This is a genomic window from Bradyrhizobium sp. KB893862 SZCCT0404 (assembly GCF_018130885.1).
GTDB classification, from domain to species: domain Bacteria; phylum Pseudomonadota; class Alphaproteobacteria; order Rhizobiales; family Xanthobacteraceae; genus Bradyrhizobium; species Bradyrhizobium stylosanthis.
In genome coordinates, this window is the sequence record NZ_JAFCLT010000004.1 from 13,005 (window position 1) to 35,849 (window position 22,845).

Sequence of the window (22,845 nt, forward strand, 5' to 3'; positions counted from 1 at the left end):
ATCTGCGCATGACCGCCGAATCCGCGTTGTGGTCCGGTCCGCCCGCACCTAGCGACATCCACGGCCGCTGGCATTCGCTGGGTCAGTCGCGCGCGCTGATCCGGACCGCGGATGTGCTCGTGGTCCTGATTGCGGCGTCGTTGCCCTGGTCCACCACGGCGCCGTCGATCTTCGTCGGCCTCTGGCTGCTGGCGGTAACGCCGACCATCGACTGGCGCGACTATGCGCGTGAGCTCACGTGGCCGGCGTTCGCCCTACCCTTCGCGCTCCTGCTGCTCGCGCTTGTGGGCACGTTGTGGTCGGAGGGGAGCTGGCCAGACCGGCTGCATGCGATCAAGCCGGTCGCAAAGCTCGTGCTGATCCCGCCGCTGCTTCACCATTTCAGCCGGTCCGATCGCGGCTGTTGGGTCGGCCTCGCCTTTCTCGTCTCCTGTGCCCTGCTTGCGGTCTTCTCCTGGATCGTCCTGCTCGATCCCGCCTGGAAGATCACTGCGACGGCTTCCTCAGGCGTTCCCGTCAAGAACTACATCGACCAGAGCCAGGAGTTCACGCTCTGCGCCTTTGCGCTGGTGTTGCCCGCTCTGACCTTTTGGCGCGACGGTCGTTCGGTCGCGGCGACCTTCTGCCTGGCCTTGATCCTGCTGTTCGTCACCAACATGGTGTTCGTCGCCGCGGCCCGCACGGCGCTGCTCTGCATGGCCGTGCTGCTGGTCTTGTTTGCCTGGAAACATCTAAGCCGCCGGGCGACGCTCGTCCTGCTGGCAGGCACGATCGTCGCGAGTGCGGTGGCCTGGACGGCGTCGCCCTATCTGCGCCAGCGCATCGCCGACATCGCCGTCGAATACCGCCACGGGCACGAAGACATCAGCCGCGCCTCGACCGCGCAGCGGTTGACCTACTGGCGCAAGGCGCTCCACGCCGTCGTCGAGGCGCCGCTGATTGGCCATGGCACCGGCGCGATCAAGCGCCAGTTCGAGCGCGCCGCCACCGGCGAAAACAGCCTCGCTGCGGAGATCGTCAGCAATCCGCACAACCAGACCCTCAACGTCGCGATGCAATGGGGCCTTTTGGGCGTCGTCCTGCTCTACGTGATGTGGATCGCCCAGCTTCGCCTGTTCCTCGGCGAGGGCCTTGCCGCCTGGATCGGCCTCGTCGTTGTCGTGCAGAACATCGCGAGCTCATTGCTGAACTCGCATCTGTTCGATTTCCACGAGGGCTGGATGTATGTGCTCGGCGTCGGCGTCGCCGGCGGCATTGTCCTGAAGGCCCGCGCCCGCGGCTAGGCTCCGGCTACTGGCTGCGCTCGTGGCCGACCTCGCCGGTGATGACGTCGCCGAACAGCTCCCAGGCCTGCCCGTTGAAGCGCATCAGTTGCATCTGCTCGATGGGAAAGTAATCGTCGGCCGAGGTGTTGACCATGATGCCGGGCAGCATCAAATCGGTGTGGAAGTTCTTGAGGTTGGCGGCCTGCTTCATGACGTTCTCACGCGTGAGATTGTCGCCGCACTGCTTCAGCACCTGGGTCATCGCCTCGGCCTGAACATAGCCATAGATGTTGTTGGCGTTGGCCTTGTCGCCGTCAGGATAATACTTGTCCATGAACGCGCGCCATTTGATCACGGCCGGGTCCTTGTCCCAGGTCGGATCGGTCGGATCCTTGAGATAGACGGTCGAGATGATGTCCTTGGAATAGTCGAGCCCGGCGGGCTTGAGCACCGAGGCGACCGAGGTCGCGGTGTTGGCGAGGAAGAACTTCGGCTTCCAGCCGAGCTCGCCCACTTTGCGGATCGCCTGCGCCGAGCCTTTCGGGGCAGCCCATGAGAAGAAGATATCCGCCCCGGAATCGTGCAGCGCGACGATCTGCGAGTCGATCGAGGGGTCGCTCACCTCATAGGACTTGTCGGCGATGATCATGCTCGCCTTGTCGCCGAGCCCGTCCTTCAGGCCCTTGAACTGGTCCTTGCCGGCGTCGTCGTTCTGCCAAAACACCGCGATCTTGCCGTTCGGAAAATTGTCGCGGATGTATTTTGCGTAGATCCGGCCTTCGCTCTGGTAGTTCGGCTGGAAACCCATGGTCCATGGGAAATTCTTCGGGTCCCCGAACTTGGTGCCACCGGAGGCGACGAAGAGCTGCGGCACCTTCTTCGCATTCATGTATTTCATGATCGCGGAGTTCGAGGGCGTGCCGAGCGACTGGAAGATCAGCAGCACTTCGTCGCTCTCGACCAGCTTGCGCGCCTGCTCGATCGCCTTCGGCGGCGAATAGGCATCGTCATAGCTGATGAAGTCGATCTTGCGCCCGTTGATGCCGCCCTGCTCGTTGATCATCTTGAAGAAAGCGGCCTCGGTCTTGCCGATCACGCCATAGGACGACGCCGGCCCGCTATAGGGCATGATGTTGCCGATCTTGATGTCGGTATCGGAGGCGCCGGGGTCGTATTTCTTCTGCGCAGAGGCCGGTGCCGTGGCGAGCACTCCGGCAGCAAGCAGAACGAGGGCAGCGAGATTCTTGCGACGACCCGGCATCGGTCTCTCCCCTATTTTGTAGTCTTGTTTTGTGGAGAGTGTCGCAAGGAGACTCGTCGCTGGCAAGCGCTTCGATTTTCCGCAGCGTGAAACGTTGTTGCGGAACCTATTCGACGCGGCACAGCAAGCCGAGCGCACGCCCGTCGATCACCAGCAGCGCGCTGCCGATCACAATCGCGCCCGCGATCTCGCGCGCAGAGATCGGCTCGCCCAGCACCAGCCAGCCCAGCAGGATCGCGGTGACGGGAATGAGCAGCGTCACCAGCATGACATTGCTCGCGCCCGAGCGCCGGATGATCTGGAAGAACACGATGTAGGCGAGCGCCGTAGACAGGGTGGCCAGGCCAAGTACAGCCAGCCACGTCATGGCGCCGGGCATCGGCAGATGCCACGGCTGCTCCATGATTCCGGCGACGGCCGCCATCATCACCGTCGATGCCATCAATTGAAACGTCGCCGTTCCAAGCGGCGCCGGGTCCTTCAGCAGCCGCCGCGCCGCGAGCGCCGCAAAGCCGTAACTGAGGGCGCCGCCCAGGCAAAGCAGGATGCCGAGCCCCTGCCCCGGCCGCGTCTCGATGCCCCATCCGCGCAGGACGACCACGCCGGCGACACCCAGAACCACCCCGGCCACGCGCCGCGTCTGCAAGGCTTCTTCGCCCACTGCCGCCATCACCATCACCGTGAACAGCGGCGTCGTCGCATTCAGGATCGACGCCAGCCCGCTCGGAATGAAAGTCTGGCCGATCACGATCAGCGAGAATGGGATGACGTTGTTGAGCAGTCCGATCGCGAAGAACGGCTTCCATCCCGCAATGCCCTTCGGCAAACCTATCCCTTGCATGCGGAGCAGCATGGCCGCGCCGAGCGCGACACGCAAGAACACCAGCGTCAGGGGCGGCAATTCCCGCAAGGCCGCGCCATTGAAGAAGAACGAGCCGCCCCACAGCACCGAGAGCACAGCGAGCAGCGACCAGTCTCGCGCGTCGATCCGGTTGTCATTCGGGGACATGTGTCTCATCTCGGCGGCCGAGCCTGTCGCCTAGAACGCGGCTATGGCGAAAGCCACCCGATTTCCGATGAAGCTCGGTTTGCAGACCCAATGTCCGGAGGCCGCGGAGCGAGCGAAGCTGCTCCATGTGGTTGCGTTCGGCCTAGGACGGCTGCTTCGGCCGCGACACCAGCTCGATCATCCTGCCCTCATCGTCGTCGGGCATTGCCGCCTTCGCCTGCGCATAGGACTCGACCGCGGCGCGCGACACCAGCGGCTTGTCGGCGAGCAGGCTCTCGGCGAGCTTCACGGCGTAGGCGGCATCCTTGTGCCGCAACGCTGCGGTGAAGGTCGCGCCGGAAAAATCGCGGGCGACCATGCGCTTCGAATGCCGCTGCACTTGCGGGCTTGCGGCGACGCCCGCCTGGATCGACTCCAGCACCAGGTTCATGTCGAGCCCGGCCTGCTCGGCGATCGCGAGCCCTTCGGCAAGGCCGGCAATCTGGATCGCGCCCATGAGATTGTTGATGAGCTTGTAGACGGTGCCGGAGCCGACCGCGCCGAAATGACGGATGGTCGAGCCGATCGGCTCGAGGAAAGGACGGGCGCGCTCGAGATCGGCGCTATCTGCGCCGACCAGCAGCGTCAGCTTCCCGGCGGCTGCCGCATCCGGCAATCCCGTCACGGGGCAGTCGATATAGATCAGCCCGCGCGCGTTCAGCTCGCGGCCCATCTCGCGAGCGTGGTCATAGGAGACCGTGGAGCATTCGATCGCGATGGTGCCGGCTTTGGCCGTCTTGGCCGCGCCCTCCGGCCCGAGCCAGACCGCGCGCGAGGCCTCGTCGTCGGCCACCATGGTCACGACCGCATCGGCATCGATCGCGGCATCTTCCGGCGAGGTCGCCCACAGCGCGCCGCGCGCGATCAGGTCTTCCGCCTTGGCCTTGCTGCGATTCCACAGCGTGACCGTGAAGCCGGCATCGAGATAGCGGCCGGCCATGCCATGGCCCATCCGCCCAAGCCCGATGAAGGCGACGCGTGTCATGGCTAGTCCACGTCCTCGACGTCGCCAGCGGTGGTGCCGAAGGCGCGCTGCGCCAGCGTCGCGGCCATGAACTCGTCGAGATCGCCGCCGAGCACGCCCGACGTGTCGGAGGTCTGCACGCCGGTGCGCAGATCCTTCACCATCTGGTAGGGCTGCAGCACGTAGGAGCGGATCTGGTGGCCCCAGCCGATATCGGTCTTGGCGGCCTGATCGGCGGCAGCCTTCTCCTCGCGCTTCTTCAGCTCGATCTCGTAAAGGCGCGCGCGCAGCATGTCCCAGGCCTGCGCCCGGTTCTTGTGCTGGGAGCGGCCGGCCTGGCAGACCACCGCGACGCCGGTCGGGATGTGGGTCAGGCGCACCGCGGATTCGGTCTTGTTGACGTGCTGGCCACCGGCGCCGCCCGAGCGCATGGTATCGACGCGGACGTCGGATTCCTTGATGTCGATCTTGATGCTGTCGTCGATGACGGGGAACACCTGCACGCTCGAGAACGAGGTGTGCCGCCGCGCGTTGGAATCGAACGGCGAGATGCGCACGAGGCGGTGCACGCCCGCTTCGGTCTTCAGCCAGCCGTAGGCGTTGTGCCCGGAGACCTGGATGGTCGCCGACTTGATGCCGGCCTCTTCGCCCTCGGACTCTTCGAGATACTCGACCTTGAAGCCGTGCGTTTCGGCCCAGCGCGTGTACATGCGCAAGAGCATCTGCGCCCAGTCCTGGCTCTCGGTCCCGCCTGCGCCGGCATGGACTTCGAGATAGGAGTCGAAGCGATCGGCTTCGCCCGACAGCAACGCCTCGAGTTCGCGCCGCGCGACTTCCTTCTTGAGGTTCCTCAGCGCGGCTTCGGCTTCGGCCACAACACCGTCATCGCCCTCGGCCTCGCCGAGCTCGATCATGCCGATATCGTCTTCGAGCTCCTGCTCGACCTTGCCGATGCCCGACAGCGAATCCTCAAGCGAGGTCCGCTCCTGCATCAGCTTCTGGGCCTTCTGGGGATCGTTCCAGAGATTGGGATCTTCTGCGAGCTTGTTCAGCTCGGCGAGGCGTGCCGTCGATTTCTCGACGTCAAAGATGCCTCCTCAGCAGCCCGACTGACTGCTTGATCTCTTCTACCAACCGTTCGATTTCGGCGCGCATGTCGTTCTCTGGTCTCGCGGAATTCCGCGTGCAATTCGAAATGGGGATGTAACGGCGGCGGCTGCAAAGCGCAACCGCCCGAACCGCAATCGTCAGTCTTGTCCTAAGCCTTAGTAGAGACCACCGGTGCCCGGCCGCATGAAGAAGCCGGAATCCGGCTGCTGCTGCTGCGAGGCCGGCATGCCGCCGCCGCCGCGCCCGTCCGCGTCGGCCACGCCGATGACGGAGTAATTATCCGGCGGCGCCGTGCCCGGCTTGAAGGCCTCCAAAATGGTTCCGCCGGTCTCGCCGGGGCCGGCGCGCATGCCGGTCTTGGAGACGACGCGAACCAGCTTGATGCCGGCCGGCACCTTGAACGGAACGGCGGGCTTGTCGGCGAGCGCGAGCTTGAGGAAATCGCGCGCGATGGGCGCGGCCAGATGGCCGCCGGTCGCGGCGTTGCCCTTACCGAGCGCGCGCGGCTTGTCGTAGCCCATGTAGATCGCAACCGCGACGTCGGGCGAGAAGCCGACGAACCAGGCGTCCTTGGCCTCGTTGGTGGTGCCGGTCTTGCCGGCGATCGGCTTGCCGACCTCCTTCACCACGGTCGCGGTACCAGCCTGCACCACGCCTTCCATCAGCTCGGTGATCTGATAGGCGGTCATGGAATCCAGCACCTGCTCGCGGCGGTCGATCAGCTGCGGCTCGTTCTGGTTCTTCCAGCCGCCCGGTGCATCGCAGCCGCGGCATTCGCGCTGGTCGTGCTTGAAGATGGTGTGGCCGTAGCGGTCCTGGATGCGGTCGATCAGCGTCGGCTTCACGCGGCGGCCGCCATTGGCGAGCATCGAGTAAGCCGTGACCATGCGCATCGCCGTGGTCTCTCCGGCGCCGAGCGCGTAGGAGAGATAGTTCGGTAGTTCGTCATAGACGCCGAAGCGGCGGGCATATTCGCCGATCAGGGGCATGCCGATGTCCTGCGCGAGGCGCACCGTTACGGTGTTGAGCGACTGCCGCAGCGCGTTGCGCAGCGTCACCGGTCCCTGGAACTTGCCCGACGAGAAGTTTTCAGGCCGCCACACGCCGGCGCCCTGCCCCTGGTCGATTTCGATGGGCGCATCGAGCACGACGGTCGACGGCGTGTAGCCGTTGTCGAGCGCGGCCGAATAGACGATCGGCTTGAACGACGAGCCCGGCTGCCGGTAGGCCTGCGTGGCGCGGTTGAACTGGCTCTGGTCGAACGAGAAGCCGCCGACCATCGCGAGCACGCGGCCGGTCCACGGATCCATCGCAACCATCGCGCCGGACACTTCGGGGATCTGGCGCAGGCGGTACTGACCTTCGACCGGCTGTCCCTCCTTAGTGTAGAGCGGATCGGCATAGATGACGTCGCCGGGCTGCAGCACTTGCGCCACCGAGGTCGGGGTCCTGCCCTTGGCGTTGCCCTGGGCCGCCCTCGCCCAGCGTACACCGTCGACGGTGACGAGGCCGGTCTCGCGCTGCTTGCTGATGGCGCCACCGAGCTCGCGGCTCGGCTGGAAGCCGATACGCGCCGACTGGTCGCTGGTCTCCAGCACCACCGCCATGCGCCACGGCGAGATGTCGGACAGCGACTTGATCTCGGCGAGCTTCACGCCCCAGTCACCGGAGATATCGAGCTTGCTCATGGCGCCGCGATAGCCCTGCTGCTCGTCATAGTTCACGAGGCCGGCAACCATGGCCTTTCGCGCCATCACCTGGATCTTCGGATCGAGCGTGGTGCGGACAGACAGGCCGCCTTCGTAAAGCTTCTTCTCGCCGTAGCGCTCGAAAATGTCGCGGCGGACTTCCTCGGCGAAATATTCGCCGGCGAAGGTGTGGGCGCCGTTGGAACGATTGGTGACGGCCAGCGGCTCCTTGCGCGCCTTGTCGGCGTCGGCCTGCTTGATCCAGCCGTTCTCCAGCAGACGATCGATCACGTAGTTGCGGCGCTCGACGGCACGGTCGCGGTTGCGGACCGGGTGCAGCGTCGCCGGCATCTTCGGCAGCGCCGCCAGATAGGAGGCTTCCGCCACCGTCAGCTCGTTCACCGACTTGTCGAAATAGACCAGCGAGGCGGCTGCGATGCCGTAAGCGCCGAGGCCGAGATAGATCTCGTTCAGATACAGCTCGAGGATCTTGTCCTTCGAGTAGGTCTTCTCGATGCGCATCGCCAGCAAGGCTTCCTTGATCTTGCGCGAGAAGGAGACCTCGTTTGTCAGAAGGAAGTTCTTGGCGACCTGCTGGGTGATCGTCGAGGCGCCCTGCGGACGGCGGTTGGAGCCGAAGTTCTGCAGGTAGAGCACGCCGGCGCGCGCCATGCCGGTGTAGTCGATGCCGCCATGCTCGTAGAAATTCTTGTCCTCGGCCGCGAGGAAGGCGTTGATCACGAGCTTCGGTACCGCCTGGATGGGCAGGTACAGCCGCCGCTCCTTGGCATATTCGCCGAGCAGCGAACCGTCGACCGCGTGGACGCGGGTCATCACCGGCGGCTCGTAATCCTGAAGCTGAGAGTAATCGGGCAAGTCCTTGGAGAAATGCCAGATCAGGCCTGCCACGGCTCCGACACCGACAAGGAACACCACCGTTCCCGCGGCGAACAGGAAGCCCATGAACCGCACCAGCAAGCGCATTATGTGTTTATCCGTTCAAACTCTGGATCAGCCCAGTATCAGCCCCTTGGCACCCGAAACTGGCGCCAACCTCACGTCGCGAATTCACCGGCCTACGCAATCACATCAAGGCCGGGCCTAAAGACGCTTGCCGAGCGGGATTCTCTCCGATTCCGGAACCCCCTGCGGGGTTTTTATAAAGCGTCCGCTGTGGCCAAACTAGGGCCTTTGCGGCAGGACGGAAAAACGCGCCTTCAATTCGAGGCTCCGGCGGTCGTCGCCAGCCGTTTGGCCAGGAACCCGTCGATCGCCTGCGCCATCGAGCCCACCGCCTTGGACCGCCAGCCCTCGGACACGAGATGCTCGAGGTCGCCCTTGTTGGAGACGTAGCCGATCTCGACCAGCACCGAGGGCACGTCCGGCGCTTTCAGCACCCGGAAGCCAGCCGATTTCAGCGGATGCTTGTGCATCCGCACCGTCGACTTCATTTCGCCCATCAGCAGATGGGCAAAACGATTTGAAAACGTGCGGGTTTCCCGCTGCGTCAGGTCGATCAGGATGTCGGCGACGTCGGTCGGCTCCTCCGCAAGGTTGAAGCCGGCGATGGCGTCCGCACGGTTTTCCGCGTCGGCCAGACGCTGGGCCTCGGCGTCTGAGGCCTTGTCGGACAGCGTGTAGATGGTGGCGCCCTGCGCATCGCCCTCGGCGCGCGGCAGTGCGTCGGCATGGATCGAGACGAACAGCGCCGCCTTGAGGTTGCGGGCGACTTTGACCCGGTCGTTGAGGGGGATGAACGTGTCGTCGTCTCGCGTCAGCACCACGCGATACTTGCCGGCCTTCTCCAGCCGGTCGCGCAGCGACACGGCAAAGGCCAGCACCAGGTTCTTCTCGCTCTCGCCGCTCGATTGCGTGCCGTTGTCGATGCCGCCGTGGCCGGGATCGATCACGACGACCGGCCTGCCGTCAGCCTTCTGCTGTGCGGCCTCGGGCGCCGGCGCGGCAGGGACCGTTTTGGGCGGCGCATCGGCGATGGCAGGCCGCAGCTCGGGACGGTTCTCGGGAGCCAGCGCCTGCACGAAGGCGGCGCGGTCGACCTCCTCCAGCTCGAGCACCAGCCGGGCCGGCTGGCCGTTGGCCGCTTCCACCACGTAGGAATTTGCGATCTTGGCAGGTCCCGCCAGGTCGAACACGATTCGCGAGCCGCCGGGCATCACCAGCCCGTAGCGGAAGGCCTTGACCAGCCCCCGTCCCGCAACCCCGGTGCCCGCAGGCAGCTGAAAATTGACCTGCGGCACGTCCACGACCACCCGGTGGGGGTCGGCGAGCGTCACCGCACGGAAGGTGACGGTCTGGTCGATGTCGAGGATGAAGCGGGTCTGCTTGCCATCGCCGGCCAGCCGGGCCGCCGAGGCGATTGGAAAATTCGCCACCGCAACAGAGGGTTGCGGCTGCCCTTCCGCCGCGTTCAGACGCGAGGAATCGGCATACGGCAATGCTGCGGCGCACAACAATGCGCATCCCAGCAAAATCCATTGATTTGTGCGGCTCGCCACCGATTCCGTGCCTCCGAGCAGCCTTTTTAACGCAATAGAACCACAGGGTTAAACGATCCTTAATGACAGAATCGCGAAACTCGCTGACTGTGACCGCCGTGCGACGCTCCCTTGCACCGTTGGCCCATTCCTCGTATGTACGGAATGCTGACGGCCGATATTTCCGGTTGTGTCGCATTCAGCCTCCCGGTGCAGCGCCGGAGCTCCCAAGATTTGGGAATTCCAGCGTTTTCCGTTCTCCTCCAAGACCAGCGCGGTGCGCGGCAACGAGGTGGAACGGGCCAAGCCCCGGCGGCGGACGGTCCCCGGATACCACTTCCGTGTCCGGGACGGTTCTGACAGCGGCGTAACCCATTACCCGGTCCCTTGATCCCAAGGGGGCGGTTCGTGATCCCCAGGGCGAGCGCGCTCGCGCCATGCCTGGCCAGCAGCAACTGATTGAGGGGCGGCCTCGCCGCCCAATGTTTCATACGGGCCGACGCTTGATGCGCCAGACTGTGCCGACGAACTCTGAAGGATCATTCGCGACGCTGCGGAGTGACAAACCCGCGCGCCGCAATGGTCCTGAAGCTTCCGGTTCGGCAAGGCGCGAGAGACGGCGTTTCGGCCTTCCCCTCACCCCCGAATCAGGTGGACCGTCGCGTCACCCGGCAGCGCAGTTTGCGCCCACGGTGAGTCGCGCCCGCCGCCGCCAAGAGTTAAGACATGCCCAACAAGATGTTGATCGATGCCACCCACCCGGAAGAGACCCGGGTCGTCGTGGTCCGCGGCAATCGCGTCGAAGAGTTTGATTTCGAGACCGCGCAACGCAAGCAACTGCGCGGGAACATCTATCTCGCCAAGGTCACAAGGGTCGAACCCTCCCTGCAGGCCGCTTTCGTTGAATATGGCGGCAACCGCCACGGCTTCCTCGCCTTCAGCGAAATCCATCCCGACTACTACCAGATCCCGGTTGCCGATCGGCAGGCGCTGATCGAGGCCGAGGAACAGGCCCATCGCGAGGCCGAGGAAGAGAGCGAGAACCGCTCCCACGGCCGCCGCCGCTCGCGCCACCGCAACGCCCGCCGCCGCGGTCATGGCGAGCGCGTGCGCAGCGAGATCGTCGAAGGTCTCGACGCAAATAGCGATGCCGCCGCCCAGCCGGTCGAGGGCGAAGCTGCGAACGCCGAGGGCGCGCCGCACGAGGGCGAGCACCTGCACGCCGATGCCGGGCATCACGGCGAGCACGACGGCCACGAGCACCACGACCACGACCATGGCGATCATGATCACCACGATCATGACCACGCCGCGCATGCGCATGATGACCACCATCACGCCCATGCCGACGATCACGCGCACGACCACGACCACGACCATGGTCACGATGACCATGACCATGCTGGCGAGACGCCCGCCCCGGTCGCGGCGGTCGGCGCCGAGCCCGTGGTCGCCAGCGAGACCGCTGCCGAGCCGCAGGAGGTGCAAACCTTCGAAGCTCACAGTTCCGAGCCGCACGACGAGGCTTTCGCCGAAGCCGTGACTGCGGCCGCCGAGCCGGCTGACGCCGTGTACGGCGAGAGCGGTGAAGCACCGCATGCCGAAGCCGCGGAAGCAGCCGTCGACGACGACGACGAGGACGAGGACGACGGCGAGGAAGCCGAAGAGGAAGTCGTCGAATCCGTCGGCGGCGACGACGTGCTGGAGGAAGTGCCGGAGCGCACCTTCCGCCCGCGCCGCCAGTACAAGATCCAGGAAGTCATCAAGCGCCGCCAGGTCATGCTGGTGCAGGTCGTCAAGGAAGAGCGCGGCAACAAGGGTGCGGCGCTCACGACCTATCTCTCGCTCGCCGGCCGCTATGCCGTCCTGATGCCGAACACCGCGCGCGGCGGCGGCATCAGCCGCAAGATCACCAGCGCGCAGGATCGCTCCCGTCTCAAGGAGGTCGTGCAGGATCTCGACGTACCCGAGGGCATGGGCATCATCCTGCGCACCGCGGGCGCTGCCCGCACCAAGCCCGAGATCAAGCGCGACTTCGAATATCTGATCCGGATGTGGGAGACGGTTCGCGACCTCACGCTGAAGTCGCAGGCCCCGACCCTCGTCTACGAGGAAGGCTCGCTGATCAAGCGCTCGCTGCGCGACCTCTACAACAAGGAGATCGACGAGATTCAGGTTGCCGGCGATTCCGGCTACCGCGAAGCGCGCGACTTCATGAAGATGCTGATGCCCGCCAATGTCAGCGCGGTGAAGCAGTATCGCGACGGACAGCCGCTATTCTCGCGCATGGGGGTCGAGAGCCAGCTCGATGCGATGTTCTCGCCGACCGTGCAGCTACGCTCCGGCGGCTATATCGTGATCAACCAGACCGAGGCGCTGGTCTCGATCGACGTCAACTCCGGCCGCTCGACCCGCGAGCACCATATCGAGGACACCGCGCTCAAGACCAACCTGGAGGCGGCCGAAGAGGTCGCTCGCCAGCTTCGCCTGCGCGACCTCGCCGGCCTGATCGTCATCGACTTCATCGACATGGACGAGAAGCGCAACAACCGTGCGGTCGAGCGCAAGCTGTCCGATTGCCTGCGGCAGGATCGCGCCCGCATCCAGGTCGGCCGCATCTCGCATTTCGGCCTTCTGGAGATGTCGCGCCAGCGCATCCGCGCCAGCGTGCTCGAGAGCTCGACCGATCCCTGCCCGCATTGCGGCGGCACCGGGCATGTCCGCTCGGTGTCCTCGGTGGCGCTGCAGCTCCTGCGCGGCCTCGAAGAGATCCTGATGAAGGGCGCGACCCACAACCTCGTGGTCCGCACCCGCACCGACGTCGCGCTCTATGTGCTGAACCACAAGCGCGGCCATCTGCGCGACCTCGAGAACGGCTTCAAGGTCACGCTGGCCGTCATCGCCGATCCCAGCGTCAGCGGTCCGCAGGCCTACCTCATCGACCGCGGCGAGCAGGTGCACACCCTCGAAGCCGCCAAGGCGCTGCTCGTTGCGCAGGCCGCTGCGAGCCCGCCGCCGCTGGCTGAAGAAGCCTATGACGACGAGGAGTTCGATCCGGAGCTGGAATCCGAGATCGAGACCGAAGAGACCGAAGGCCTCTCTGAAGAGCAGGCTGGCGAAGTAGCCCCCGAGCAGGACGGTCAGCGCCGCAAGCGCCGCCGCCGCCGCCGTGGCCGCGGTGGCCAGCGCGACGGCGAGTTGCGCGAGGATGCCGCGGCGAGCCCGTCCGAGCCGGCAATGGTCGCGGGCGAAGGCGAGGAAGAAGCCGAGTCCGAGCAGGATGGCGAGGAAGGCGACGAGCAGGCCGCCCGTGGCGAGCAGCAGGGCAGCGGCGAGCGCCGGCGCCGGCGTGGTCGCAGAGGTGGACGTCGCCGTCGCGGCGGTAACGAGGAAGGTCTCGCCGGCTCCATCGGCGACGAGCTCGCTGCCGGCGCGCCTTCGGAAGCGAGCGATGCGGTTGCCGATTTCGACGGTAATGGCGGCGAGGCTGCGCCCTCGATCGCGCAGGCCGAGCACACCGCCGAGCCGCAAGTCACGCAATACGATGCTCAGCCCGACTACCGGACCGAGCTTCCGCCCGCGACGCCGGTCGCGCCCGAGCCGGCGCCCGCCGCCGTCGTGGAAGACGAGCCCGCCGACGACAAGTCCGCGCGGCGCCGCTCTACGGTCCGCGAGAAGGTGAGCTTCATGTCGAGCAGCGCGAGCGAGCCGGCAGCGCCGGTTGCCGCGGCACCGGAGCCGGTTGCTCCGCCCGCACCGGCCCCCGAGCCCGCGCCGGAAGCGGCCAGCGAGACGCCGGCCACGCCACGCCGCGCCGGCTGGTGGTCGCGCCGCTTCGGCGGCGGCGAATAAGCCGGACAGAGACTAAAAAACGCCTGGCCAAAGCCGGGCGTTTTTCGTTTCAGTGGCTCGCGTTATCGCTACGACGGCAGTTCGTCATCCCCGGGCGGCGCGACGTCGCGCGCGGCAATCTGGCGAAGCTGATCGTAGAGATCGGGCGCCTCGCTGGTGCAGAGACAGACGCCTGTTGCAGAAGGCCCCTCGCCGGCGTTGAGGTAGGCGTGGCCCATGGTGCTGTCGATGTACATGCCGTCGCCCTCGCCCAAAATCTCGGGCGCATAGAACTCGGTGTGGACGGCGACGCGTCCGCGCGTCACGACGAAATACTCCTCGCCGGCATGGCGCAGCAGGGGTCCGAACTCCTCCAGCGAGCGCGCGCGGACTTCGGCGACGATCGGCACCATGCGTTTGCCGATCAGGTCGGTGCATTGATAGGTGTAGGTGTAGAACTTCGTGGTGATCACCTGGCCCTGCCCGGCCCGGCTGATGCTCCGCCGCGCGGTGACCGGCCGGCCTCGCGCAGGCGCCGCGACCGCCGGATTGAACAGCTCGGCGATCTCCATCTTCAGGCCCGAGGTGAGCTGGAGCAGCTTGTCGTAGGTCAGCGACATCAGGCCGTTCTCGACCTTGGACAAGGTCGACAGCGCCATGCCGGTCCGTTCCGCCACCTGCTTGAGCGTCAGGCCGCGCGCCTGACGGGCGGCCTTGAGGCATTGGCCAAGCTGGGAATTGGCAATTTCAGGCGTCGTGATCTCGTTCATGTCGCAATGCTAGCACGGCCTCGGAAAAATAGTTGATCGATCGGCCTAATCTTTTCGGCCGATATGAGCCAGATCGGTCCTATTTGAGAGCTGGAAGGCCGTCCCGGCCGCAATAGGCGCACAAAACAGAGAGCTTTGACGATTATTAATGCGTCGCCCTCGCTTTCCGATATGCTAAATTGTTTTCATAATCTGAAAGGGAGCGTCGTGTCCGGACTTTGCGATTCCAGCGCCGTTGAGTTGCGCCGCCTGCTGTCTGCCAAGGCGATCTCGCCTGTCGAGCTGCTCGACGCCTGTCTGACACGCATCGCCGCCATCAACGGCGCCGTCAACGCCGTCGTGACGCTGGACGAACCGGGCGCGCGCGCCGCCGCGAAGGCGGCGGAGGCGGAAATCCTGCGCGGCGAGGATCGCGGCGCGCTGCATGGGCTCCCGGTCCTGATCAAGGACACCCAGGACACCGCCGGGATGCGCTCCACCTATGGCAGCCCGCTGCTGCGCGACAACGTGCCGGCCGCCGACCAGGGTTCGGTCGCGCGCTTGCGCGCGAGCGGCGCCATCATCTTCGGCAAGACCAACACGCCGGAATGGGCGGCGGGCGGCAACACCCGCAACCCCGTATTCGGTGCCACCGGCAATCCGTTCGATCCCATGCGCTCGGCCGCCGGCTCCTCCGGCGGCTCGGCGGTGGCGCTCGCCTGCGGCATGGCCCCGCTTGCCTCGGGCTCCGACACCGGCGGCTCCTTGCGCAATCCGGCCGGCTTCTCCGGCATCGTCGGCATGCGTCCGTCCTACGGCCTCGTGCCCAGCGAAAAGCGCATCTTCGGCTGGTCCAATCTGTCCACCGACGGGCCGATGGCGCGCAACGTCGCCGACACCGCGCTGATGCTGTCGGTGATGGCGAGCGACGATGCCCGCGATCCGCTCGCCTACACCCTGCCCGGCGAGCCTGTGCGCGCGCGGGCCGAACGCTGGGCTGCGCCGCGCCCCGCCGATCTCGGCAAGCTGCGTCTCGCCTTCACCGAGGACTTCGGCTTTGCGCCGACCGAGCAGGCGATCCGCCGCGTGTTCCGCCATCGCGTGAGCAAGCTCGCGCCGCTGTTCGCCGAGAGCCGTGAGGCAACGCCCGACTGCACCGGTGCGGACGATGCCTTCGCCGTGCTGCGCGCCGGCATGTTCCTGGCGACGCACGGCAAGAACTACAAGGAGCGTCCGGAGATGCTCGGTCCGAACGTCCGCGCCAATGTCGAGGAAGGCCTCGGCTACACGCTCGAGGACCACGCCCGCGCCGCCACGATCCAGACGCGGATCTATCGCGCCTGGCAGACCTTCTTCGCAAATTGCGATGTGCTGATCAGCCCGACCATCACGCTCAGCCCGCGTCCCTGGTCCGAGCTCTATCCCGCCGAGATCGACGGCGTGCCGACCAAATCCTATTTCCACTGGCTCGCGCTCGCCTACGCCGTCACGCTTCCCGGCCATCCCGCGATCAGCATTCCGCTCGGTCTCGATGAAGCCGGCCTGCCCTTCGGCCTCCAGATCGTCGGACCGCGCGGCGGCGATGCCATCGTGCTCGCGGTCGCCGCGAGCATCGAGGCTGCGTTCGCGCACGATGCCCAAATGTGCCGGCCCGTGCCCGATCTCGCACGGCTCACTGCCGCGCCGCCGCTGTCGGCCGCGCCCGATTTTCTCACCTGGGAATGACCCGGGTCTGACAGGAGAATTCTTCCGATGCAAAGCGCGATCATTCTTGGCGGCGGCATGGTCGGTGTGGGTGCGGCGCTGCACCTGCAGCGGCGCGGCTGGGCCGTGACGCTCGTCGACCGCAGGGAGCCCGGCCGCGAGACCAGCTACGGCAATGCCGGGATGATCCAGGCCGAAGCCGTGCGCCCCTATCCGATGCCGCGCGACCTCGCCACGCTGCTCAAGATCGCGACCGGCCGCACCAACGACGTGCGCTACAGCCTGTCCTCGCTTCACCGCCATATCGAGCCGCTGCTGCGCTACTGGTGGCATTCGGCGCCGAAGCGGCATCGCGAAGCCATCGTCGGCTGGGCGCGCCTGATCGGCTATGCGACGAGTGAGCACGACATCCTCATTCGGGAGGCTCATGCCGACAACCTGATCCGCCGCGCCGGCTACCGGGCGCTGTACCGCGATGCCGCCGACCTGGAGCTCTCGGTCAAAAACGCTGAGCAGGATGCGCGCGAGTTCGGCGTGAATTTTCGCGTGCTGTCCGGCAGCGAATTGACCAAGGCCGAGCCGATCCTGCGCGACGATCTGCCGGGCGCCATCCACTGGCTCGACACCTGGACGGTGTCCGATCCCGGTGCGCTGGTCACGGCCTATGCCGAGCTGTTCCAACGCCTCGGCGGCCGGATCGTGCTCGGTGATGCGCAAAGCCTGCAGCAGACCGCGACCGGCTGGTCGGTCGACACCGATCAGGGGCGCATCGACGCCGCGCACGCCGTCGTGACGCTCGGACCGTGGTCGCCCGATCTCTTGTACAAGTTCGGCTATCGCATCCCGCTGGTGCGCAAGCGCGGCTACCACATGCATTACAGCGGCGGTGCCTCGCTCGATCTGCCGCTGGTCGACAAGGGCAACGGCTACGCCATGGGACCGATGGCCAAGGGCATCCGCATCACCACCGGCGCCGAGCTGACGGGCCCGGATGCGCTCGCAACGCCGGTGCAGCTCGAAAGCGCCGAAGCCTCCGCCCGCGAGCTGATCGATCTCGGCAAGCGCGCCGAGCCCGACCCGTGGTTCGGCACCCGCCCCTGCACGCCCGACATGCTGCCGGTGCTCGGGCAGGCGCCGCGCCACCCCGGCCTCTGGATGAATTTCGGCCACGGCCATCAGGGTTTTACGCTCGGACCTGCGACCGGCCGCCTGCTCGCCGAGATCATGAGCGGCGAGACGCCGTCGATCGATCCTACGCCTTACCGGCCGGAGCGCTTCTAGTCCCCCGCGCCTGCGGTGAGCACCGCGAGCGCGGCCGACAGGCGCATCAAGGGATCGTCCCATTCGCGCGGCGCTCGCTGGCGGAACAGCCGCATGGTCGGATACCACGGACTGTCCTCGCGCTCGCGTAGCCAGCGCCAGTCGAGCGCGTAAGGGGTCAGCATCCACACCGGACGTCCCAGCGCGCCGGCGAGATGCGCTACCGACGTGTCGACGGCGATGACGAGATCGAGCGCCGCCACCGCCGCCGCGGTGTCGGCGAAATCGCCGAGCGCGGGCGCGAGATCGATGATGCCGTCGCCGAGCACGGACAGCACCTCGGCATCCCCGGGCCGCAGCTCCTTTTGCAGGGAATAGAGCTGCACGCCCGGCATCACGAGGCGCGGCAGCACGGCCTCGGCTGACAGTGAGCGCTGGCGATCGCCCTTGTGCCTGGCATTGCCGGCCCAGACCACGCCGACCTTCAGGGCCGTCACATCCGCAAGCGCCGCGCACCAGCGCGACAGTCTTGCGGGATCGGCATGCAGATAGGGAACGTCCGCCGGGATGGTCTCGCGCGTGGTGCCGAAGATGCGCGGCAGGCTCATCAGCGGCAGTTGCAGATCGAACGGCGGCAACGGCGCGCCGCGCGGGATCACGGTGACGCCTTGAAGCTGCTGCAGCAGCGCGGCGAGCGCAGGCTGAACCTGCAGGATGATGCTGCCGCCTTGCGCCGTCACCATCGGCACATAGCGGACGAAATGCAGGGCATCGCCGAGCCCGTATTCGGCGAACAGCAGCAATGTCCGCCCCGCGAGCGGCTCGCCCTGCCATTCAGGCTCGTCGAACACGGGATCGCCATCCGACAGCGCCTTGCATTTGCGCCGCCAGCGATAGGCCTCGAAGCCATCGGCGAACTCGCCGTTCATCAGCAGGAAATGCGCGTGATTGTACTGCGCGAGCGGCTGCTCCGGATCGAGCGCGATGGCGCGATGCGAGACCGCAAGCGCCTCGTCGATATCGCCGGCATTGCGCAGCGCCACCGCGAGATTGGCGTGGCCCTTTGCGTAAGCGGGATCGGCGACGACCGCGCAGCGGTGCGCGGCGACCGCGTCGCCGGCGCGGTCCTGCCTCTCGAAGATGATGCCGAGATTGGTCCAGGCCGGAGCGTGATCGGGCTTCAGCAGCAGCGCCTGCTCGCAGGACGCGATCGCCGCGTCGAGCTCGCCGAACTCGGAGAGACAGGCGCCGAGATTGCTGGCGACCACATGATCCGATGCGTCGCGCGCAAAGACCTGCCGGTAGACCTCGGCGGCATCCCGCAGATGCCCGGCCTCGTGCAGGACGAGAGCGAGCAGGCGCAGCGCCGGCACATTGTCCGGCGCGAGCGCGATGGCGCGGCGGTATTGCACGATAGCGTCGTCGAGCAATCCTTGCCGGTAGCGCGCGGCGCCGAGATTGCACAGCACGCCGGGATCATCGGGATCAATTTCGAGCGCGCGGCGATAGGCCGCCTCCGCCTCGCCGAGCCGCGCCTGGTCGATAAGGAGATTGCCGAGATTGAGCCAGGCAGCGCGATGCGAAGGCTCCCGTGCAATGACCGCACGATAGGCCTCTTCGGCTTCGATGAGCCGGCCCTGCCCGACGAGCGCGACGGCGAGGTTGAAGCAGGCCCGTGTCAGATGCGCATCGAGCGCCAGCGCATGGCGGTAAGCAGCTTCCGCCTCGTCGAAGCGCGCTAGCTCGCCGAGCGCCACACCGAGCTTGTTGTGCACGGTCGCATCGTCGCCCTGCCGCAGCAGCGCGCGGCGGAACGCCGCCACCGCGCCTTCCTGCTCGCCCTTCAGCGCCAGCGCGTCGCCGAGCGTGACAAGCGCCGGCGCATGGTCGGGATCGACGCTGAAGATGCGGCCGAGCAGCGCGGCGCCCTCGGCCGCGCGGTCGGTGACGAACGCCGTGACCGCCGCCAGATGCAGCGCCGGAACGTGATCCGGATCGACCTCCAAGATCTGCGCGCACAACGCATCCGCCTGATCGGGCCGCCCCGCCGCAAAATGCTCTGCCGCCTGCAACATGATCGGATTCACAGCCGCATTGCCCACGATACCACCCGCCCCTCGACACCTCTGATGCGGGTTAAACGCGCGAGCTCGCCAATTCCGTCAGTCGGCGCGCTCGGCGAGCAATGTCCTGATGCGGTCGGCGTCCTCTGGCGTCGCCGGGTTGTAGACGATCATGCTGAGATCGGGCCGGCCTTCGACATTGAAGCTCGAATATTCGAACGACATGGTGCCGTGCACTGGATGGCGCAGCCGCTTGGTGCCGTCGCCATGATGGCGCACGTCGTTGTCGCGCCACAGCGCCGCGAATTCCGGGCTGGTCCGGCACAACTCGTCGACGAAATCGGCGACATGCGAGACCGCGCCGGCGCGCGCGGCATCGGCCCGGAACGCCGCCACCACGAAGCGCGCCACGCTGTCCCAGTCGTATTGCGCGGCGCGCACGCGCGGATCGCAGAAGATGAAGCGCAGGATGTTGCGCTGGCCCGGTGGGATCGCGCCATAGTCCGTCAGCACGGCGGTTGCCGCCCTGTTCCAGGCAACGACGTCCCAGGTCGCGGTCCGCACCAGCGCAGGGCTGAATGCGAGCGCGTCGAGCACGCGCTGCAGCCGCGGCGAGACGCCCTCGCTCGCCTGGTAGCGCACCTCCGGCGGACGGCCGAGGCCGATCAGGAACAGGTGCTCACGCTCGACATCGGTCAGCATCAAGGCGCGGGCGATGCGATCGAGCACGTCGGCCGATGGCGCCCCGCCCCGGCCCTGCTCCAGCCACGTGTACCAGGTCGGGCTGATATTGGCGCGCTGGGCCACCTCCTCGCGCCGCAGGCCGGGCGTGCGCCGGCGGCTGCCGCTGAGGCCGAACGCAGCGGCATCGAGCCGGGTGCGGCGGTCCTTCAGATAGGCCCCGAGCAGGTTTTCAGCCGAAGCGGTCTCGGTCATCCTGTTAGCCATTATACCCTGATAAGGTCACTACTTTACCCGGATAAGACTAACGCAGATGGTCGTCTCCACCAACCCCCCCATCGCCAATCCCTGGAGATAGCTCATGCGTGTATTCGTCACCGGCGCCACCGGCTTCGTCGGCTCCGCCGTGGTTGCTGACCTGATCGCAAGCGGCCACCGCGTCACCGGCCTTGCCCGCACCGAGGCCGGCGCCGCCGCGCTCGCCGCGATGGGCGCGGCGGTCCATCGCGGCTCGCTCGAGGACCACGCGTCCTTGCGCAGCGGCGCGGCCGCCTCCGACGGCGTGCTGCACCTCGCCTTCAACCACGATTTCTCGAAGTTCGCTGACAATTGCGAGCTGGACCGCCAGGCCATCCTCGCGCTCGGCGACGAGCTGAAGGGCTCCGAGCGTCCGCTCATCGTCACCTCGGGCGTGGCGCTGCTCGCGCCGGGACGTCTTGCCACCGAGGATGATGCGGCGGCGCGCCACTTTCCGCGCGTCTCGGAAGCGACGGCCGAAGACCTCATGCAGCAAGGGGTCCGCGCCGGCATCGTGCGGCTGCCGCCCACCACCCATGGCGAGGGCGACCACGGTTTCGTCCCGCGCCTGATCGCCATTGCGCGCGAGAAAGGCGCTGCGGCCTATATCCGCGACGGCAACAACCGCTGGCCGGCCGCGCACCGTTTCGACGCGGCGCGTGTCTACCGGCTGGCGCTGGAGCAAGGCGCAACCGCGCGCCGCTATCACGCCATCGCGGAGGAAGGCGTGCCCTTCAAGGCGATCGCGGAGGTGATCGGAAAACGGCTCGGCGTGCCTGTCGTCTCGAAATCCGCCGACGAGGCGGAAGCGCATTTCGGCTGGTTCGCGCGGTTTGCCGCCATCGACGTCCCGACCTCGAGCGCGAAGACGCGCGCCGCGCTCGGCTGGACGCCGAAAGAAAAAGGGCTGATCGAGGATCTCGACCAGCCCTATTATTTCTCCCGGTCACCCTGAGGTGGCCGCTCCTTCAGCGGCCCTCCAAGGGCGACGGCCCGGCTGCATCTCGGCCGTCTATCCTTCGAGGCTCCCCATGGGACGCGTTGCGCCCCATGGCTCGCACCTCAGGATGACGGAGCTGACATGCTCAGTCCGTCGTGATGGCGGTTTCCATGTCCGTCGGATCGATCTGCCTCGCAAGGGCGGCGTTGAGCTTGTCGCGATCGAGCTCACCCTCCCACCAGGCGACGATCACGCAGGCCACACCGTTGCCGCAGAGGTTGGTCAGCGCGCGGCACTCGCTCATGAACTTGTCGATGCCGAGCACGATCGCCATGCCCGGCACGAGCCGCGGATCGACCACCGCGAGCGTCGCCGCCAGCGTGATGAAGCCCGCACCGGTGATGCCGGACGCGCCCTTCGAGGTCAGCATGGCCACGACCAGGATCGTGAGCTGCTGGCTGAAGCTGAGGTCGAAACCGAGCGCCTGCGCGATGAACAGCGTCGCCAGCGTCATGTAGATGTTGGTGCCGTCGAGGTTGAACGAGTAGCCCGTGGGCACGACGAGGCCGACCACCGACTTGGAGCAGCCGAGACGCTCGAGCTTCTCCATCAGGGACGGCAGCGCGCTTTCCGAGGACGAGGTGCCGAGCACGATCAGCAGTTCGTCCTTGATGTAGGCGAGGAACTTGAAGATCGAGAACCCGGCCATGCGCGCGATGATGCCGAGCACGACGAACACGAACAGCGCCGCCGTGACGTAGAACGTCGCGATCAGGCCGACCAGGTTCAGGATCGCGCCGGTGCCGAACTTGCCGATGGTGTAGGCCATCGCGCCGAACGCGCCGATCGGCGCCGCGCGCATCACGATGGAGATGACGCCGAACACCGCATGCGCGGCATCGTCGATGAAGCTGCGGATGGTGTGGCCGCGCTCGCCCAGGCTCATGATCGCGAAGCCGAACAGCACCGAGAACAGCAGCACCTGCAGGATCTCGCCCTGCGCGAATGCGCCGACCACCGTGTCCGGAATGATGTGCAGCACGAAGTCGACCGACTTCTGGCCGGCGGCCTGCTTGGCGTAGTTGGCAACGGCAGCTTCGTTAGCCGCCGCATTGCCGAATCCTGCGCCCGGCCTCACCAGATTGCCGATGATGAGGCCGATCACCAGCGCGAAGGTCGAGACGATCTCGAAATAGACCAGCGCCTTGACACCGATGCGTCCGACTTTCTTGGCGTCCTGGATATGGGCGATGCCCGAAACCACGGTGCAGAAGATGATCGGGGCGATCACCATCTTGATCAGCTTGATGAAGCCGTCGCCAAGCGCCTTGATCCAGTCGTTGGTGGCGACCGTCGGCCAGAGCCAGCCGACGATGGCGCCGAGCACGATGGCGATCAGCACCTGGACATAGAGAACCTTGTACCACGGCTTGGCTGCGGGCGGCGCAACCGGCGCCCCCGCCATCGTTGTCGTCGTCATTGTTTCACT

General features: G+C 66.4%; 16 protein-coding genes. 5 read left to right on the top strand and 11 right to left on the bottom strand.

What is annotated here, in order from left to right:
- Positions 1-8: 8 nt before the first annotated feature.
- Entirely contained in the window at positions 9-1,283 is a 1,275-nt protein-coding gene (locus JQ617_RS17865; protein WP_212027462.1) for an O-antigen ligase family protein, read from the top strand.
- 7 nt (positions 1,284-1,290) lie between these two features.
- Here the strand turns inward: JQ617_RS17865 and JQ617_RS17870 are convergent, their stop codons facing one another.
- The 7 genes from JQ617_RS17870 to JQ617_RS40355 all read right to left on the bottom strand — a co-directional run bounded on the left by JQ617_RS17870 (position 1,291) and on the right by JQ617_RS40355 (position 11,232).
- On the bottom strand, positions 1,291-2,526 hold the full coding sequence (locus JQ617_RS17870) for an ABC transporter substrate-binding protein (protein WP_212027463.1): 1,236 nt from the start codon (positions 2,524-2,526) through the stop codon (positions 1,291-1,293).
- A 106-nt stretch (positions 2,527-2,632) separates the two neighbouring features.
- On the bottom strand, positions 2,633-3,535 hold the full coding sequence (locus JQ617_RS17875; RefSeq protein ID WP_212027464.1) for a DMT family transporter: 903 nt from the start codon (positions 3,533-3,535) through the stop codon (positions 2,633-2,635).
- Between the two features lie 142 nt (positions 3,536-3,677).
- Positions 3,678-4,559 carry an NAD(P)-dependent oxidoreductase gene (locus JQ617_RS17880; RefSeq protein ID WP_212027465.1) on the bottom strand — a complete coding sequence of 294 codons (882 nt, stop codon included), beginning with the start codon at positions 4,557-4,559 and terminating at the stop codon, positions 3,678-3,680.
- A 2-nt stretch (positions 4,560-4,561) separates the two neighbouring features.
- Positions 4,562-5,693 (bottom strand): peptide chain release factor 2 gene (gene prfB / locus JQ617_RS17885; RefSeq protein WP_212027466.1). Its coding sequence is split into 2 segments (ribosomal slippage): positions 4,562-5,623 and positions 5,625-5,693, totalling 1,131 coding nucleotides; the frame shifts between segments, so codons are not numbered across the junction.
- A 110-nt stretch (positions 5,694-5,803) separates the two neighbouring features.
- Positions 5,804-8,320, bottom strand: a complete 2,517-nt coding sequence (locus tag JQ617_RS17890; RefSeq protein ID WP_063683756.1) for a penicillin-binding protein 1A — start codon at positions 8,318-8,320, stop codon at positions 5,804-5,806.
- 233 nt (positions 8,321-8,553) lie between these two features.
- Positions 8,554-9,852, bottom strand: a complete 1,299-nt coding sequence (locus JQ617_RS17895; protein ID WP_212027467.1) for an N-acetylmuramoyl-L-alanine amidase — start codon at positions 9,850-9,852, stop codon at positions 8,554-8,556.
- Between the two features lie 615 nt (positions 9,853-10,467).
- Entirely contained in the window at positions 10,468-11,232 is a 765-nt protein-coding gene (locus JQ617_RS40355; RefSeq protein ID WP_349630628.1) for a hypothetical protein, read from the bottom strand.
- Positions 11,233-11,277: 45 nt separating this feature from the next.
- On the opposite strand from JQ617_RS40355, the gene JQ617_RS17900 reads away from it, so the two are divergent.
- A complete protein-coding gene (locus tag JQ617_RS17900) occupies positions 11,278-13,683 on the top strand; it encodes an Rne/Rng family ribonuclease (RefSeq protein WP_349630629.1) in 2,406 nt (801 codons plus the stop codon).
- Between the two features lie 68 nt (positions 13,684-13,751).
- Here the strand turns inward: JQ617_RS17900 and JQ617_RS17905 are convergent, their stop codons facing one another.
- Entirely contained in the window at positions 13,752-14,432 is a 681-nt protein-coding gene (locus tag JQ617_RS17905) for a helix-turn-helix domain-containing protein (protein WP_212027469.1), read from the bottom strand.
- 207 nt (positions 14,433-14,639) lie between these two features.
- Here JQ617_RS17905 and JQ617_RS17910 point away from each other — a divergent pair, with 207 nt between their 5' ends.
- Positions 14,640-16,136: an amidase gene (locus tag JQ617_RS17910; RefSeq protein WP_212027470.1), complete on the top strand. Its 1,497-nt coding sequence runs from the start codon at positions 14,640-14,642 to the stop codon at positions 16,134-16,136.
- 27 nt (positions 16,137-16,163) lie between these two features.
- Positions 16,164-17,396, top strand: coding sequence for an NAD(P)/FAD-dependent oxidoreductase (locus JQ617_RS17915; protein ID WP_212027471.1), 1,233 nt, complete (start codon positions 16,164-16,166; stop codon positions 17,394-17,396).
- Here JQ617_RS17915 and JQ617_RS17920 read toward each other — a convergent pair.
- The gene (locus tag JQ617_RS17920) at positions 17,393-19,450 is read right to left on the bottom strand and encodes a tetratricopeptide repeat protein (protein ID WP_212027472.1); all 2,058 of its coding nucleotides are present in this window, start codon (positions 19,448-19,450) and stop codon (positions 17,393-17,395) included. The two genes, JQ617_RS17915 and JQ617_RS17920, sit on opposite strands and share 4 nt — an antisense overlap.
- 87 nt (positions 19,451-19,537) lie before the next feature.
- Complete coding sequence (locus tag JQ617_RS17925; RefSeq protein ID WP_212027473.1) at positions 19,538-20,374, bottom strand: helix-turn-helix transcriptional regulator; 837 nt, start codon at positions 20,372-20,374, stop codon at positions 19,538-19,540.
- Between the two features lie 106 nt (positions 20,375-20,480).
- Between JQ617_RS17925 and JQ617_RS17930 the strand changes: the two genes are divergently transcribed.
- Positions 20,481-21,371: an SDR family oxidoreductase gene (locus JQ617_RS17930; RefSeq protein WP_212027474.1), complete on the top strand. Its 891-nt coding sequence runs from the start codon at positions 20,481-20,483 to the stop codon at positions 21,369-21,371.
- Positions 21,372-21,501: 130 nt separating this feature from the next.
- Here JQ617_RS17930 and JQ617_RS17935 read toward each other — a convergent pair whose 3' ends face one another.
- A complete protein-coding gene (locus JQ617_RS17935) occupies positions 21,502-22,836 on the bottom strand; it encodes a dicarboxylate/amino acid:cation symporter (RefSeq protein WP_212027475.1) in 1,335 nt (444 codons plus the stop codon).
- Positions 22,837-22,845 lie beyond the last annotated feature (9 nt).